At 65.1% G+C, this 15,707-nt stretch carries 14 protein-coding genes; 4 read left to right on the top strand and 10 right to left on the bottom strand.

Features of this window, described 5'->3' with window-relative positions; genetic code table 11:
• Positions 1 to 18: 18 nt before the first annotated feature.
• From PPZ50_RS09525 to PPZ50_RS09515, 3 genes are read left to right on the top strand one after another with little or no spacing between them, the layout of a single operon-like run.
• Positions 19 to 561, top strand: a complete 543-nt coding sequence (locus PPZ50_RS09525; RefSeq protein WP_066687352.1) for a CHAP domain-containing protein — start codon at positions 19 to 21, stop codon at positions 559 to 561.
• A 53-nt stretch (positions 562 to 614) separates the two neighbouring features.
• Entirely contained in the window at positions 615 to 1,967 is a 1,353-nt protein-coding gene (locus PPZ50_RS09520) for a hypothetical protein (protein ID WP_157092658.1), read from the top strand.
• Between the two features lie 9 nt (positions 1,968 to 1,976).
• Complete coding sequence (locus PPZ50_RS09515; RefSeq protein WP_126012219.1) at positions 1,977 to 3,155, top strand: vWA domain-containing protein; 1,179 nt, start codon at positions 1,977 to 1,979, stop codon at positions 3,153 to 3,155.
• Here the strand turns inward: PPZ50_RS09515 and PPZ50_RS09510 are convergent, their stop codons facing one another.
• Positions 3,156 to 3,446: an Hpt domain-containing protein gene (locus PPZ50_RS09510; RefSeq protein ID WP_066687343.1), complete on the bottom strand. Its 291-nt coding sequence runs from the start codon at positions 3,444 to 3,446 to the stop codon at positions 3,156 to 3,158.
• A 79-nt stretch (positions 3,447 to 3,525) separates the two neighbouring features.
• Between PPZ50_RS09510 and PPZ50_RS09505 the strand changes: the two genes are divergently transcribed.
• Positions 3,526 to 5,811 (top strand): hypothetical protein, encoded by a 2,286-nt coding sequence (locus PPZ50_RS09505; RefSeq protein ID WP_066687340.1) that lies wholly within the window; start codon positions 3,526 to 3,528, stop codon positions 5,809 to 5,811.
• 200 nt (positions 5,812 to 6,011) lie between these two features.
• On the opposite strand, the gene PPZ50_RS09500 is transcribed toward PPZ50_RS09505, so the two are convergent.
• The 9 genes from PPZ50_RS09500 to PPZ50_RS09460 form a co-directional block, all read right to left on the bottom strand.
• Positions 6,012 to 6,272, bottom strand: a complete 261-nt coding sequence (locus tag PPZ50_RS09500; RefSeq protein ID WP_066687336.1) for a DUF1467 family protein — start codon at positions 6,270 to 6,272, stop codon at positions 6,012 to 6,014.
• 5 nt (positions 6,273 to 6,277) lie between these two features.
• Positions 6,278 to 7,918, bottom strand: a complete 1,641-nt coding sequence (locus PPZ50_RS09495) for a ribonuclease J (protein WP_066687327.1) — start codon at positions 7,916 to 7,918, stop codon at positions 6,278 to 6,280.
• A gap of 48 nt (positions 7,919 to 7,966) precedes the next feature.
• Positions 7,967 to 8,755, bottom strand: a complete 789-nt coding sequence (locus PPZ50_RS09490) for a type III pantothenate kinase (RefSeq protein ID WP_066687324.1) — start codon at positions 8,753 to 8,755, stop codon at positions 7,967 to 7,969.
• A gap of 111 nt (positions 8,756 to 8,866) precedes the next feature.
• On the bottom strand, positions 8,867 to 9,598 hold the full coding sequence (locus PPZ50_RS09485; RefSeq protein WP_066687321.1) for a biotin--[acetyl-CoA-carboxylase] ligase: 732 nt from the start codon (positions 9,596 to 9,598) through the stop codon (positions 8,867 to 8,869).
• Positions 9,565 to 11,010, bottom strand: a complete 1,446-nt coding sequence (gene nuoN, locus PPZ50_RS09480; protein WP_066687318.1) for an NADH-quinone oxidoreductase subunit NuoN — start codon at positions 11,008 to 11,010, stop codon at positions 9,565 to 9,567. The genes PPZ50_RS09485 and nuoN overlap by 34 nt, the downstream gene beginning before the upstream one ends.
• The gene (locus PPZ50_RS09475; RefSeq protein WP_066687316.1) at positions 11,010 to 12,575 is read right to left on the bottom strand and encodes an NADH-quinone oxidoreductase subunit M; all 1,566 of its coding nucleotides are present in this window, start codon (positions 12,573 to 12,575) and stop codon (positions 11,010 to 11,012) included. Before PPZ50_RS09475 ends, nuoN begins: the two co-directional genes overlap by 1 nt.
• 37 nt (positions 12,576 to 12,612) lie before the next feature.
• Positions 12,613 to 14,721: an NADH-quinone oxidoreductase subunit L gene (nuoL, locus tag PPZ50_RS09470; protein WP_066687314.1), complete on the bottom strand. Its 2,109-nt coding sequence runs from the start codon at positions 14,719 to 14,721 to the stop codon at positions 12,613 to 12,615.
• A 34-nt stretch (positions 14,722 to 14,755) separates the two neighbouring features.
• Complete coding sequence (nuoK, locus tag PPZ50_RS09465) at positions 14,756 to 15,061, bottom strand: NADH-quinone oxidoreductase subunit NuoK (protein ID WP_055755914.1); 306 nt, start codon at positions 15,059 to 15,061, stop codon at positions 14,756 to 14,758.
• Positions 15,058 to 15,669, bottom strand: coding sequence for an NADH-quinone oxidoreductase subunit J (locus PPZ50_RS09460; protein WP_066687312.1), 612 nt, complete (start codon positions 15,667 to 15,669; stop codon positions 15,058 to 15,060). The genes nuoK and PPZ50_RS09460 overlap by 4 nt, the downstream gene beginning before the upstream one ends.
• Positions 15,670 to 15,707 lie beyond the last annotated feature (38 nt).

The raw sequence follows: 15,707 nt of genomic DNA, 5'->3' as shown, positions 1-15,707 counted from the left end.
CGGTCGCACTATGGCGCCATGTTCGGTTCGCTTGTCCGGGGCCTGTTGCTCCTCGTCTTTGCCGGTGCCGCCAGTTTCCCGCTCGGGGCACGTTCACTGCTCGATTATGTCGGGCAATGCGTTCCCTTCGCGCGGGCCGCGTCGGGTGTGGAAATCTACGGCGATGCCTGGACATGGTGGGATCAGGCCAATGGACGCTATCCGCGTGGCCACACGCCGAAGGTCGGCGCGGTCCTGACCTTTGCCAGGACGTCCCGCCTCCCGCTCGGCCATGTCCTCGTCATCAGTCGGGTCGTCGAACCGCGCGTGGCAATGGTGACGCATGCCAACTGGTCGCGGATCAACGGGGTGCGCGGCGGCGTAGAACAGGACGTGACGGTGTTCGACGTTTCGCCGAAGGGCGACTGGACGCAGGTGAAGGTCTGGTATCGTGATTCGCAAGGACTGGGCAGTTCGGTCTATCCGACGCACGGCTTCATCTACGGCCCCCGTCCCGCCACCGAACTGAGCAGCGCGGCGCCCGACTATGTCGGGTCGCTGATCGACGCCTATGCCCGCTGAGGGCGTGACGACTGGATACTCGCTCGGCTAGACCCGCGCCCGGGGGGATGGGCATGCGGCGGGAACATTGGCTCTGGATCGTCGGGATCGCGCTGGCGGGACTGGTCCTGCGCTGTTTTGCGGCGCGGGGCGGGCTTTGGCTAGACGAAGCATGGTCGGCAGTCTTCGCGCAGGAAGTGGCGACGCCGGCGGGCGTGCTGTTCCAGATCAATCACGACAACAACCACCATCTGAATACGCTGTGGCTCCAACTGGTCGGTCCGGCAGCACCACCGATCCTCCAGCGCGCCCTTTCCATAGTCAGCAGCTCCGCGACCATCGTCGTTGCCGCAGCGATCGCTGCGCGACGCGGGCCAGCACCGGCAATCTGCGCGGCCGTCGCGTTCGCCGTCGCGCCCTTCCTGCTGACCTATGGCGCGGAGGCGCGCGGCTATGCCCCGATGCTACTCGCCTGCGTTTCCGCCATCGCCATCATAGATGGCTGGTTGGCCGATCCCACACGGCCGAAGCCGTCGAGCGCCTTGACGATTGCCGCCCTGCTCGGCTGCCTTGCCCAGGCGACGATGATGTTTGCGCTTGTGATCCTGACATTATGGGTCACGGTGGAACGATGCCGCAATGCAGGCTGGCGCAAAGGATTGCCCGACACCATCGCCCTGTTCGCTCCGGCGGCGGCGGTCGCTGTCCTGCTGGTTGCCGGCGCGTGGGCTGCCGCGGCTGGAGGCGGCGGGTTCCATATCGGCAATCGCGAGCCGCACGACTGGCTCAAATGGTCCGATGCGATGCGCCAGCTGCTTGCCGGCATGTTCGGCGCCACAATCCTGGCCGTGCCGCTCCTCTATCTGGCGCGCGGCACGAGCGACCGGCTGGCGACGCTTGCGCTGATCGCCTGCGCACTGCCCTTGGCGGTCGCGCTCCTCGCGCTGCCGAATAGCGGTGCTGCGCGCTATTATGCCGTCGTCGTCCCGCCCCTGCTGTTGCTGACCGTCATCATCCTGCCGATGGCATGGAATCATCCTGTAAAGCGGTGGATTGCCGCAGCTATCTCGCTCACCTTCCTCCTCACCGCAGCAGTCGCCGACAGGGCAATAATCCGCAACCTGCGCGGCGACCCCGGCCGGGCGGTCGCGACCCTGGCACGCGTCGCGCCGGGCGGGGCCATCGTATCGGTCGACTATAGCCGGTCCAGCGCAATCCTGATCGCCGCCGCTCGCTCGCAACGCTATTCCCTGACCGTCGCCGAAACCGCCTGCCCGCCCGCCCGCTTTCATCTCGTCGAACGCGATGGCGACACGCGCTTCCCCGACCGGCCATTCTGGTGCGGCCGCACCTATCGCGAGATCGCGCGCGGCGACCCCGCCGGGCTTTCGGGTACGCACTGGCGGTTGTACGGGGCGATGCGGTAACCTGCCGCGATGTTCCATTCCTTCGTCGAAGCGCTGCGGCGCACCGGCATGTCGGTCGGTATCCGCGAACAGCTCGTCCTGATCGAAGCGATCGATCGCGGCGTCATCGAACCGACGATCGACGCCTTCTACCACCTCGCCCGCGCGACGTTCGTGAAGGACGAGGCGATGGTCGACCGGTTCGACCGTGCCTTTGGCGAAGTGTTCGGCGGCATCACCTCGCCCTCTGGAGTCGACCCGGTCGCGATCCCGGCGGACTGGTTGCGGGCGGTGGCGGAGCAATATCTATCACACGAACAGATGGCTAAGATCGCGGCGATCGGCGATTGGGATCAGCTGATGGAGACACTCCGTCAGCGCCTTGCCGAGCAGGACGAGGCACATCATGGCGGATCGAAATGGATCGGCACCGGCGGGACCAGCCCGTTCGGCCATGGCGGCTATAACCCCGAAGGCATTCGCATCGGTGGCGAGAGCCGGCATCGCCGGGCGGTAAAGGTCTGGGAACGGCGCGAGTTTCGCAACCTCGACAACGACCGTGAGCTGGGCACCCGCAACCTGAAGGTCGCTCTGCGCCGCCTGCGTCGCTTCGCGCGGGAGGGGAACGCCGACGAACTAGACCTCGATACAACCATTGCCGACACTGCACGGCGCGGCTGGCTCGACGTCGCGATGCGTCCGGCGCGGCGCAATGCGGTGAAGCTGCTGCTGTTCCTCGATGTCGGCGGGTCGATGGACCCGTTCATCGAGCAGGTCGAGGAGTTATTCTCCGCCGCCACCGCCGAGTTTCGGCATCTCGAATTCTTCTATTTTCACAATTGTATCTATGAAGGGGTGTGGCGCGACAATCGGCGGCGCTTTGCCGAACGCCAATCGACCTCCGAGCTGCTGCGGACCTATGGCCCCGACTATCGACTGGTCGTGGTGGGTGATGCGGCGATGAGCCCCTATGAGATCGTCCATCCCGGCGGGTCGGTCGAACACCATAATGATGAAGCGGGCGCCGTATGGCTGCAACGCCTGACCGCGCATTGGCGGTCGGCGGCATGGATTAACCCGGCACCCGAAGCGCATTGGGGCTGGACCCAATCCACTCAGCTGATCCGCGACCTGTTTGCCGGACGAATGTATCCGCTGACGATCGACGGACTGGAGGCAGCGATGCGCGAGCTATCGCGCCGTCGCTGATCAGAAGCGGTCGATCGCCCGGTGGAGGCGACGCAACGTCGTCGGATCGCCAACCGGCGCGAGCGCAGCCTCGGCCGCCAGCGTCATCAGCCGCACCGCGCCGAAGCTGGCGGCAAGCCCTTTCAGCCGGAACGCCGCCCCCGCCCATTGCTCGCCGGTCGCGCTTTCCATCGTGGCCAGCACCCGCCGCGCGCTGTCGATGAACGCTCCGCGCAGCTCGGCGATCAGCAGCGGCTCGTCGCCTACCGCCGCCGCCAGCGTCGCATCGATCGCACCGGGATCATAAGCCATGGAATCGTCATAGTGCGAACGGGGTTAATGGATTCTTACCCGGCTGTCGCTGCCCCCTCGATCGTGTTAGACGCAGGCCATGAACGGGGGTTCGAACAACGGGCTGCAACAGCATCGCCACGACGCCGACGACGGGTTCACGGCACCGCATGCCGTGACCGACGACACTCAACATTGGCTGGCAGAGGCGTTTCCGGATGCCGAACCGATCCGACGCAACTGGATCGGCCCTTCGATTGCCGGACTGGTCGTGGTCGCATGGATCGGCGGCATGCTGGCATGGAGCGCCCCCTCCCTCCCCGCGCTCGGGCCGATCGGCATGGCGTCGTTCATCGCTGCGCTATGCGTGCCGCCGATGCTGGTCGGTATCGGCTGGCTGCTGCTACGCCGCAACAGCCGCAGCGAAGCCCGTCGCTTCGCCGCGACCGCGCAGTCGATGCGCGCCGAAGCCTTTGCACTCGAACAGGTGCTGGAATCGGTCCGCCGAACCCTCGCCGAATCGCGCGCGGAGGTGGTCGAGCAGAGTGCGTCACTGATGATGCTGGGCGATGCCGCCACCGGCCGGCTGCGCGGCATCAGCGCCGATATGCGCGAACAGATCGCGGCGATCGGCGAAACGACCGCGACACTCGACCGCATGAGCCAGACCACCGAACAGCGTCTGGCCACCGTCCTCGCCACCCTGCCGCGGGCGCATTCGGAAACGGCGGAACTGGCCGCGCTGCTCGACGCGACCGGCCTGACCGCCAGCGAACGGGTCGCCGCGCTCGACGCGCAGCTCGCGAACGTGGCCCAGCAGTCGCGCGAAGCGGACGAGCTTGCCGGGGGCGCTGCCCAACGCCTTGCCGCGCACATGAACCGGATGGAGGCGACCAGCGAAAGCGCCGGTGCCCGTCTGGAAAGCGTCATCGCCACCATGTCCGGCGCGATCGATGCGGTGCTCGACCGTGCTGCCGCCGCCATCGACGAATCGCGCAAGGCGATCACCGCGCAGGGCGACGCGACCATCGCGATGATCGAGGCGAACGGTTCGGCGATCGAACGCGCCGGCCGCGAAGGCGCCGAGCAACTCGCCACCCGCGTCGCCCAGATCGACGGTTCGATCCGCAGCCTTGCCGCCCAGCTGGACGATCGCCGCCGGGACAGCGAGGCATTGCTCACTCTGCTCAATGACGGCCTGTCGGGTGTCGACGAACGGTTCGACGTGCTGCGCACGACCGGCGTCGAACGTGCGCAGGCGGTTGCCGGATCGGTCGGCGCGCTGACCCAGGTCGCCGATGCGTTGGCGGAAGCGCTGGCCAATGGCGACGACACCGCCCGCCGGGTGATCGCCACGGCGGAAGAGGTGCTGACCGCACTCGACGCCGCCGCGCGCGAAATGGACGAGACCCTGCCGGGGGCGCTCGACCGGCTCGACGCCCGGATCGCCGACAGCCGCGCAGTGGTTGCCGGGTCGAAGCCTGAATTGCTGGCCCTCGTCACCGCCGCCGAGAGCACCCATGACGCCATCGAGGCGATTGCCGGCGTGGTGGCGATGCAGCGCGACACGCTGTCGACCGTGCAGCAGTCGCTGCTCGACACGCTCGACCGGGGCGCGGAGCGGATCGAGGGCGTCCGCACCATCGTTGACGATACCATCGCGACGACCGTCCGCTTTGCAGAGGACGCCGCGCCCCGCCTGTCGGAGGCGATGCTGCGCATCCGCGACACCGCCGAAGCGGCCAGTCAACAGGCGCGCGATACGCTGGCCAAGGTCTTGCCTGACGCCGCCCGCGATCTGGAGACACAGGGCGCCCGCGCGCTCGCGAATGCCGTCGACAATGCCGTGACCGCGCAGGTGGCCGAGCTTTCGACCATCGCGAACCATGCGGTTGCTTCGGCGATCGAGGCGTCCGAACGGCTGTCGCGGCAGATGCTCGACATCGCGGATACCAGCAAGCAGTTGGACGAACGCATCGCCGCTGCCCGTGCCGAGCGCGAAGCGGCGGACAGCGATCAATTCTCGCGCCGGGTGTCGTTGCTGATCGAAGCGATGAACTCCGCCGCGATCGACATTGCCCGTTCGCTGTCGACCGATGTGTCGGACACGGCATGGGCCGCCTACCTCAAGGGTGACCGAGGGGTCTTCACCCGCCGCGCGGTCCGCCTGATCGACAGCGCGCAGGCGCGTGAGATCGCGTCGCTGTACGATCAGGACGACGGCTTCCGCGATCAGGTGAACCGCTACATCCATGATTTCGAAGCGATGCTGCGCCACATCCTGACCCTTCGCGACGGATCGCCGATGGGTGTGACCTTGCTGTCGTCGGATATGGGCAAGCTCTACGTGGTGCTGGCGCAGGCGATCGAGCGGTTGCGGAGCTGAGGCTCAGGCTCATCACCAATCACCACCGTTCAGTTCGAGCAGCTTCGAGCCTGTCGAGAAGCGTTTGTCGAGAACGCCGTAGTTTGGGGCAACCCCTTCTCGACTACGGTTCTCGACAAGCTCGAACCTGCGCCCGAAGCAAACGGCTGAAGGGTTCATACAAACGAGCGCGGATGACACGCTACGCTCAAAAGCCGCCCTCAGCGATAGAAATCCAGCATATCCGCCGTCACCCATCCGAACACGAAGTTCAGATAGAAGATCGCGAACAGCACGGTCGCGACGATGGTCGTCCGCCACGCCATCCGCCCGAAACTGAACCCCGCCGGCGCGCTGTCGGCCTGTCCCGGCACCGGGGGTTCGCCCGCTTCATGCGTCGTGCGAACCCCGAACGGCAGGACCAGGAACATGGCGAACACCCAGAAGAGCAGGTAGATCGCCAGCGCCGACTGCCATGCCATGTCGGTCAGGCCGGGATGATGAGGACGTCGACGACCGGCTTCTTGCCCGTCCAGCGCGTCGCGACGCGGCGCACCGCCAGACGGATCGCCTCGGGCAGCTTGGACCGCTCGCGCCCCTTCGACGCGACAGCCTCCACCGCGGCATCGACCGCTTCCTCGAGAAAGGGTTCGCGATCTTCCTCGACCGGCACGCCCTGCACGCGGATCTGCGGTTCGCCGATCAATTGCCCGCGCCGGTCGACCGCCACCGCCACCGACATGTGGCCATAGGCCGCCAGCTTGCGCCGTTCGTTGATCGTCGTGCCGTCGGCGGGCAGGATGACGTCGCCATCCAGCGCCAGACGCCCGACGACCGCGTTGCCGACCTTGACCGGATTGCCCGGGGCCAGGCGCACGATGTCGCCATTGGTCTGGACCAGCGTCTGCTTGATCCCTTGCGACAGGCCGAACCGGGCATGTTCCATCAGGTGCCGCATTTCGCCATGCACCGGCATCAGCACCTTGGGCCGCAGCCAGCCATAGAGCTTGGCCAGTTCCGGTCGGCCCGGATGGCCCGACACGTGCACATGCGCCTGCCGGTCGGTGATCATCTCGATCCCGGCCGCGGCCAGCTGGTTCTGGATTCGGCCGATCGCGACTTCGTTGCCCGGAATCTGCTTCGACGAGAAGATGACCCGGTCGCCGGCTTCGAGGCTCAGCTGATGTTCGCGGTTCGCAATGCGTGCCAGCGCGGCACGCTGCTCGCCCTGTCCACCGGTTGCGATGATCAGCACCTGATCGCGCGGCAGCCGCATCGCGGTGTCAAAATCGACCGTCTGCGGGAAATCCTTCAGATAACCGGTGGCCTTCGCGACCTTCAGGATTCGGTCGAGCGAACGGCCCGCCACGCAGACCTTGCGGTTGGTATCGCGCGCCACTTCGCCCAGCGTGTGCAATCGCGCCGCGTTCGACGCGAAGCTGGTGACCATCACCCGCCGCCCCTGCGCCGACGAGATCTGCTTGAACAACCCCTTTCGGACGTCCGCTTCCGAACCTGACGCTTCGGTATTGAAGACGTTGGTCGAATCGCAAACGAGCGCGAGAATGCCCTCGTCCCCGATCGCGGTAAGCTCTTCCGGCGTCGCGGGGGTCGCGACCATCGGTTGCGCATCCAGCTTCCAATCACCCGAATGAAAAACATTCCCATGCGGCGTGGAAATGACCAGCGAGGTCGATTCGGGGATCGAATGCGCCATCGGCACGAACTTCACGCCGAACGGCCCGACGTTCACGTTGCCGCCCAGGTGCACGATCTTCAGCTTCACCCGGTCGGCAATGCCTTCTTCGTCCAGCTTGCCCCGGATCAGCCCGGCGGTGAACGGCGTCGCATAGATCGGCACGCCCAGATCGGCGGCTAGATAGGGCAGCGCGCCGATATGGTCCTCATGCCCGTGGGTGATGACGATGCCGAGCAACTGGTCGCCGCGTTCCTCGATGAACTGGAGGTCGGGCAGCATCACGTCGATGCCCGGATAGGCCGGGTCGGCAAAGGTCACGCCGCAATCGATCATCAGCCACTTGCCGGCGGTGCCGTACAGGTTGACGTTCATGCCGATTTCGCCCGATCCGCCGAGCGCGACGAAGAGCAGTTCTTTCTTTGGTGTCACTCAATTTCTTTCAATGCCCGCGCCCATTCGCGGGTTCGGTTTGCTTCGTTATGGTGCTGTAGTGATATGGGTGCGGCGCCACAGCATCGCCAGTCCCGTGATGGTCAGGTCCTGTTCGACATGGTCGAACACCTGCGTATGTTTCTCGAAAAGGATCGCCAGACCGCCCGTGGCGATCACGCGGACCGGGCGGCCGATTTCCGCCTTCATCCGCGCGACCAGCCCCTCGATCATCGCGATATAGCCCCAATAGATGCCGATATGCATCTGATCGGCGGTGTTGCGGCCGATGACGCTTGTCGACACCGGTGCCTCGATCGCGATGCGCGGCAGTTTCGCCGCCGCCGTCACCAGCGCGTCGAGCGATAGGTTGATTCCCGGCGCGATGATGCCGCCCTTATAGGCGCCCGAATAATCGACGACATCGAACGTAGCCGCCGTGCCGAAATCCACGACGATCAGGTCACCGGGATGCGCCGCGTGCGCCGCGATTGCGTTCAACGCACGATCCGCGCCGACCGCATGCGGTTCCTCGACGTCGAGCGCGATGCCGTATGCCGCCGCGCCGCGTCCTGCCACCGCTGCCTCGACCCCGAAATATTTGATCGCCAGCACTTCGAGATTGTGGAGTGCGCGCGGGACGACAGTGCCGATGATGACGCCGGTCACGACCGAACGGTCGCGGCCGTCGAGCGCCAGCAACTGGCTGAGCCATACCGCATATTCATCGGCCGTACGGCGGGGATCGGTCGCGATGCGCCAGCGTGCGACGATCGCATCGCCATCGACCAGCGCAAACACGATATTGGTATTGCCGGCGTCGATCGCTAGCAGCATCGAATTTCCCCGCCATGCCCGCACGGCACGCTTCGTCCCGCGGTAGAGGGTCCGCCGACCGACGACAAGCTCTGCCGTCGAAGCTGACGCCGCAGGGCCAGGCAGCCTCGTTCAAGCAAAGACGTCACCCGCGTGGACCAGGATTACCACGCCATCGCCATCCAACAGGCGAAGCGCGCCATCGGAATCCAGCCCATCGAACCGTCCCTGCCGCTCGCCACCGTCCGGCAGACGGACCCGGAGCGGAGTGCCGCGGGGATGGGCGGATGCTTCCCACGCGTCGCGGATCATGGTCATCGCATGACCGCGCCACAGGTCCAGCCAAACTGCAAAATGATCGCGCAACAGGTCGAGCAACATCGCGGGGTCGGCGGCTACGCCATGCTCCAACAAGCTCGTCGTCGGGCGATCGGTCAGATGCGGGTGGCTCGCCAGATTAACCCCGAATCCGATCACGACGGCGTTACCGTCGCCGCGTTCCAGCAGAATACCTGACAACTTCGCGCCGCCGATCAACAAGTCGTTCGGCCATTTGATCGTTGCCAGCCCGGGCGCGACCGCTGCCACCGCCTCCGCCAGCGCAATCGCCGCAACGAGCGTCAGCGTTGGTGCCGGCGGATCGCCGGGCGCCAGCCGCACGATCGTGCTGGCAAACAAATTGCCCGCACCATCCGACCAGGGACGCCCGACCCGTCCCCGCCCGGCATTCTGGCGTTCCGCCCGCAACCAAATGCCTTCCGCGGCACCGGCCTGCGATGCGGCAAGGAGGTCGGCGTTGGTCGACCCCGTCTCGCCGATAACGCGAACCGTCAGAACAGCGCCCGCGCCGCGGCCAGCGACCATGCCGACAAGGGCGCGATCAGGAACAGGCTGACCGGCGAAATCACGATCGCCGCCGCCAGGGTCAGGCCACCTTCGACCAGCGCCGGCTCACGTCCGAAGGCCGGGGCCGGTTCGTCAAAATACATCGTCTTGACGACGCGCAGGTAATAGAAGGCACCGATGGTCGATGCGGCGATACCGATCACCGCCAGCGACAACAGGCCTGCCTGCACCGCGGCTTCGAACACCGCGTACTTCGCCCAGAAACCGAACAGCGGCGGGATGCCGGCGAGCGAGAACATAAAGATCATCAGCGCGAACGCCAGTGCCGGCCGCGTCCGCGACAGGCCTGCCAGGCTGGCAACCGTCTCGACCGGCTGGCCGTTCTCGTCGCGCATCTGCAGGACGATCAGGAACGACCCCAGCGTCATCACGATATAGACGGCGAGGTAGAACAGCACGCCCGCGACACCCTGCGCCGATCCGGCGGCGAGGCCGATAAGCGCGAAGCCGACATTGTTGATCGAAGAATAAGCGAGCAGCCGCTTGATGTTCCTCTGCCCGATCGCACCGACCGCACCGAGAATGATCGAAGCGAGCGCCGCAAAGATCACGATCTGGCGCCATTCGAGGACCGCCGGGCCCATCGCCTCGACCGCCACGCGTAGCGCCATGGCCATCGCCGCAACCTTCGGCGCCGAGGCGAAGAAGGCGGTCACCGGCGTCGGCGCGCCTTCATAAACGTCCGGCGTCCACATGTGGAACGGCACGGCGGCGAGCTTGAACGCAAGCCCGGCGAACACGAACACCAGCCCGAACAGCAAGCCCATGTTGCGCGGGCCGGCATAGGCAATCGCAATATCGTCGAACAGGGTAGTGCCGGCAAAGCCATAGACCAGGCTGATGCCGTACAGCAGGATGCCCGACGCCAGCGCACCCAGCACGAAATATTTCAGGCCCGCTTCGGCCGAACGCGTGTCGCGCCGCATGAAGCTGGCGAGGACGTACGCCGCAAGGCTCTGCAACTCGAGACCGACATAGAGCAGCAACAGGTCGGACGCCGACACCATCATGCCCATGCCGCAGGCCGACAACAGGATCAGCACCGGATATTCGGGCTTCAGGTCGTCGCCGCTGGTCCGTTCGAAAAAGCGCGGCGCAATGATGATCGCCACCGCCGATGCGATATAGATCAGCACCTTGGCAAAGGCGGCGAACGCGTCGGCACGATACATGCCGCCGAACGCCGTCCCGCCCGACGATCCGTTGCCGATCAGCGCAACGCCCGCGCCGGCCAGCACGAAGACCGCCGCGATACTGACGCCGCGCGCCGCCGCCTGCTTGCCCCAAGCCGATACCAGCATCAGGACGATCGCCCCGACCGCCAGCACCAGTTCGGGCAGCGTCATCGAAAGTTGTTCGGCGTAGCTCATCAGTGCGTTTCCCCGTGCGCCGCTGCCGCGCCCGTTCCATGTTCCGCGGCCTTCGCCGCTGCTGCCGCCGGATTACCCGGGGTCGGCCGTGAATCCGATGGCGGCGTCGCGCGCTCGATCCGGGCGACCAGAAGGCCGACATCCTTGCGCATCGGCGCCATGAAGCTCTCCGGATAGACACCCATCCAGAGCACCACCGCGGCGATCGGCGCCAGCAGCGCCAGTTCGCGCATCGATACGTCCGGCATCGCCTTCACATCGTCATGCACCAGATCGCCCAGCGCGATCCGCCGATATAGATATAGCGAATAGGCCGCACCGAGGATGATGCCGGTGGTGCAGATCAGCGCCGCCCAGGTCGACACCTGATAGGTGCCGGCAAGGCTCAGGAACTCGCCGACGAAACCCGACGTGCCCGGCAGACCGATCGACGCCATGGTGAACAGCAGGAAGAACACAGCATAGCGCGGCATGTTGATCGCCAGACCGCCGTACCGAGCGATCTCGCGGGTATGCAGCCGGTCATAGATGATGCCGACGCACAGGAAGAGCGCGCCCGACACCAGCCCGTGGCTGAGCATCACGATCATCGCGCCTTCGATGCCCTGCTGGTTGAAGGCGAACAGGCCGATCGTCACGATCGCCATGTGTGCAACCGACGAATAGGCGATCAGCTTCTTCATGTCCGACTGCACCAGCGCGACGAGCGAGGTGTAGACAACCGCCACCGCCGACAGCGTCAGGATCAGCCAGGTCAGCTGACCCGATGCCTCCGGGAACATGGGGATGGAGAAGCGCAGGAAGCCATAGCCGCCGAGCTTCAGCAGCACGCCCGCCAGGATCACCGAACCCGCGGTCGGCGCCTGCACGTGCGCGTCGGGCAACCAGGTATGGACCGGCCACATCGGCATCTTGACCGCGAACGAGGCAAAGAACGCCAGCCACAGCCATGTCTGGACATGTGCCGGGAAGTCATAGGCCATCAGCGTCGGGATATCCGACGTCCCTGCCGTCTGGATCATGTAGATCATCGCGATCAGCATGAGCAGCGAGCCGAGCAGCGTGTACAGGAAGAACTTGTACGACGCATAGATGCGGTTCGCCCCGCCCCAGATGCCGATGATGAGGTACATCGGGATCAGACCGGCTTCGAAGAAGACGTAGAACAGCAGCAGGTCCTGTGCCGCGAAGGTGCCGATCATCAGCACTTCGACGGTCAGGAACAGCGCCATATATTCGGGCACTCGGTTGGTCACCGACTTCCACGATGCCCCGATGCAGATCGGCATCAGGAACACGCTGAGCATGATGAGCATCAGCGCGAAGCCGTCGATGCCGAGCGCGTAGCGGAACACGCCGAAATCGCCCATCGCCGGCGCCTCGACGAACTGCCACTGCGCGCCGCCGATATCGTAGTTCGCCCAGAGCAGAACGCCCAGCGCAAGATTGACCAGCGTGGCGATCAGCGCCGTCCAGCGCGCCCCATTCGCCGATACGAACAGGCACACCATCGCTGCGACCGCCGGTACCAGCAGCATCACCGACAGGATCGGGAAGCCGTTCACGAGTTATTCCCCCGAACCATTTGCTTGAAACCGCGCATCACGACGCGATCGCCCAGGTAACCGCCGCCGTCAGGCCGATCAGCATGACGAAGGCATAGGTGTAGAGATAGCCGGTCTGCATTTTGACCGCGACGCGGCTCGACAGTCCGACCAGCGTAGCCGATCCGTCCGGACCGAAGCGGTTGATCGTCTGTTCGTCACCACGCTTCCAGAAGAAGCGACCGAGCGCGAAGGCCGGGCGAACGAAGAGCAGGTGATACAGCTCGTCGAAATACCATTTCCGAAGCAGGAAGCGGTGCAGCACGCGGAAGGTATCCGCGATCGCCGCCGCCGTACCCGGCCGGATGATATAGACGTAGAGCGCGCTCACTAGGCCGATCAGCATCACGATCGTCGCGGCCAGCTTCACCAGCAGCGGCACCTCGTGCATCGCGTGCATCAGATGTTCGTTGAAGAACAGGCTGCCCTTCCAGAACGTCTCGCCCGCCTCCGGCTCGATGAACCAATGATGGAAGACGTAGCCGGCGGCGACCGCGCCGACCGTCAGCACGATCAGCGGGATCAGCATGACGATCGGGCTCTCATGCGGGTGATAGCCGGCAGTGCCTTCGACGACGTCGCTCGCATGCGCGTCGTGCGTCGACGGGGCATGGCCTGAATCCTCGGCCGCGGGCGGCGCCGGGTGGCTGCCATCGTCATGCCCGTGACCATGCGTCTCGTGATGATCGCTGTGACCATGCGCATCATGCACCGCATGCTGAATATGCTCTGACCCGGCCCAGCGCGGCGCGCCGAAGAAGGTCAGGAACATCAGCCGCCACGAATAGAAGCTGGTCAGCAGCGCGGCGAACGTCCCGACATAGAACGCGCCATAGCCGTTCGGGCCCGACGCCCAAGCCGCTTCGAGGATCGCATCCTTCGAATGATAGCCGGCAAAGCCACCCACGCCGTAGATTCCGACCCCGGTGATCGCCAGCGTACCCGCCATCATTGCCCAGAAGGTCAGCGGAATGTGCTTCCGCAGGCCGCCATAGAAGCGCATGTCCTGTTCATGGTGCATCGCATGGATGACCGAACCGGCACCAAGGAACAGCAGCGCTTTGAAGAAGGCGTGGGTGAACAGGTGGAACATCGCCGCGCCGTATGCGCCGACACCGGCCGCAAAGAACATATAGCCCAGCTGCGAACAGGTCGAATAGGCGATAACCCGTTTGATATCGGTCTGCACGAGGCCGATCGTCGCCGCGAACAGGCACGTAGCCGCACCGACAGCCGTGACCACAGCCAACGCAGTCGGCGAGGTTTCGAACATCGGCGACAAGCGGCACACCATGAAGACGCCGGCGGTGACCATCGTCGCGGCGTGAATCAGCGCCGACACCGGGGTCGGGCCTTCCATCGCGTCCGGCAACCAAGTGTGGAGGCCAAGCTGCGCCGACTTGCCCATCGCGCCGACGAACAGCAGCAGGCACAGCACCGTCATCGTGTCGGCACGGAACCACAGGAAGCCGATGGTCGAGCCGGCCATCGACGGCGCGGCTTCGAGGATCGCCGGGATCGAGATGGTGCCGAACACCAGATAGGTGCCGAAGATGCCGAGCATGAAGCCAAGGTCGCCCACGCGGTTGACCACGAACGCCTTGATCGCGGCGGCATTGGCCGACGGCTTGCGGAACCAGAAACCGATCAGCAGGTACGACGCCAGACCGACGCCTTCCCAACCGAAGAACATCTGCACCAGATTGTTCGCGGTCACGAGCATCAGCATCGCGAAGGTGAACAGCGACAGATAGGCGAAAAAACGCGGCTGGTCCGGGTCCTCGCTCATATAGCCCCAGCTATAGAGGTGGACGAGCGCCGATACGCTGGTGATGACGACCAGCATGACCGCGGTCAGCGCATCGACCCGCAATTCCCAGGCGATGTCCATGCCGCCCGAAAGGATCCAGGTCGACACCGGCGCCACATTCGCCTGCGCTGCACCGGTCAGGAACGGAATGAAGATCGACCACGACAGCGCTGCCGCGACGAGCAGGCCGGCGGTGGTGATGATCTTCGGCACCGCGATGCCGAACGCGCGGTTCGACAGCCCCGCGACGATCGACGCCAGCAGTGGCAGGAACACGACGATATGGATGGCGCTCACGAAAGCACCCCCGAAACCCGAAAAGCCACCGGCATCACCCCTTCATCCGGTTGACGTCGTCGACCGCGATGGAACCGCGACCACGGAAATAGATGACCATGATGGCCAGCCCGATCGCGCTTTCGCCGGCGGCGACCGCGAGGACAAACATCGCGAAGATCTGACCCACCAGGTCACCTAGCTGCGCCGAGAAGGCCACGAAATTGATGTTCACCGCCAGCAGGATCAGTTCGATCGACATCAGGATGACGATCAGGTTCTTCCGATTGAGGAAGATGCCGAGCACACCCAGCGTGAACAGGATCGCCGCAACGACCAGATAATGGGTAAGACCGATCACAGCTCGACCCCCTGCCCGATGGGCTGATTGACGTTACGGATCGCATCCTTGGCGCGACGGTTGATCTGGCGGTTGATGTTCTGCGCCTTGGCATCCGCACGCTTACGCTGCGTCAGCACGATCGCACCGATCATCGCGACCAGCAGCACCAGCCCGACACCTTCGAAGACATACAGGTAGCGCGAATAGAGCAGCTGCCCGATCGCCTCAATATTCGGGATCGCAACGTCGGTCGGCGCGATCCGCTTGGCCAGATCGATCCGGGCAGCGGTCCAGGCATAGGCACCGACAACCAGTTCGACCGCGAGCAGCACCGCCAAGGCCAGACCGGCAGGCAGATAGCGGACGAAACCGGCGCGCAGTTCGGTGAAGTCGATGTCGAGCATCATGACCACGAACAGGAACAGCACCGCGACCGCGCCGACATAGACGATGACCAGCAGCATCGCGATGAATTCGGCGCCGCACAGCACCATCAGGCCGGCCGCGTTGAAGAAGGCGAGGATCAGCCACAGCACCGAATGGACCGGATTGCGCGACGTGATCGTCAACGCAGCCGATGCCACCACGATCGTGGCGAACAGATAGAAGGCGAGTGTCTGGATCACGAGCGCTGCTCTTCCCCCTGCCCGCCCCGCGCGGATGT

Source organism: Sphingomonas hankookensis (assembly GCF_028551275.1).
In the GTDB taxonomy this organism is placed as follows: domain Bacteria; phylum Pseudomonadota; class Alphaproteobacteria; order Sphingomonadales; family Sphingomonadaceae; genus Sphingomonas; species Sphingomonas hankookensis_A.
The sequence above is the reverse complement of the archived record's forward strand: the minus strand, read 5'-3'. Positions and strand labels throughout refer to the sequence as shown.

Bases quoted from the DNA above. Each gene is read 5' to 3' on its own strand.
- PPZ50_RS09525 (WP_066687352.1), top strand. From the start codon at position 19: ATGTTCGGTTCGCTTGTCCGGGGCCTGTTGCTCCTCGTCTTTGCCGGT.
- PPZ50_RS09520 (WP_157092658.1), top strand. From the start codon at position 615: ATGCGGCGGGAACATTGGCTCTGGATCGTCGGGATCGCGCTGGCGGGA.
- PPZ50_RS09515 (WP_126012219.1), top strand. From the start codon at position 1,977: ATGTTCCATTCCTTCGTCGAAGCGCTGCGGCGCACCGGCATGTCGGTC.
- PPZ50_RS09510 (WP_066687343.1), bottom strand. From the start codon at position 3,446: ATGGCTTATGATCCCGGTGCGATCGATGCGACGCTGGCGGCGGCGGTA.
- PPZ50_RS09505 (WP_066687340.1), top strand. From the start codon at position 3,526: ATGAACGGGGGTTCGAACAACGGGCTGCAACAGCATCGCCACGACGCC.
- PPZ50_RS09500 (WP_066687336.1), bottom strand. From the start codon at position 6,272: ATGGCATGGCAGTCGGCGCTGGCGATCTACCTGCTCTTCTGGGTGTTC.
- PPZ50_RS09490 (WP_066687324.1), bottom strand. From the start codon at position 8,755: ATGCTGCTAGCGATCGACGCCGGCAATACCAATATCGTGTTTGCGCTG.
- PPZ50_RS09485 (WP_066687321.1), bottom strand. From the start codon at position 9,598: ATGGTCGCTGGCCGCGGCGCGGGCGCTGTTCTGACGGTTCGCGTTATC.
- nuoN (WP_066687318.1), bottom strand. From the start codon at position 11,010: ATGAGCTACGCCGAACAACTTTCGATGACGCTGCCCGAACTGGTGCTG.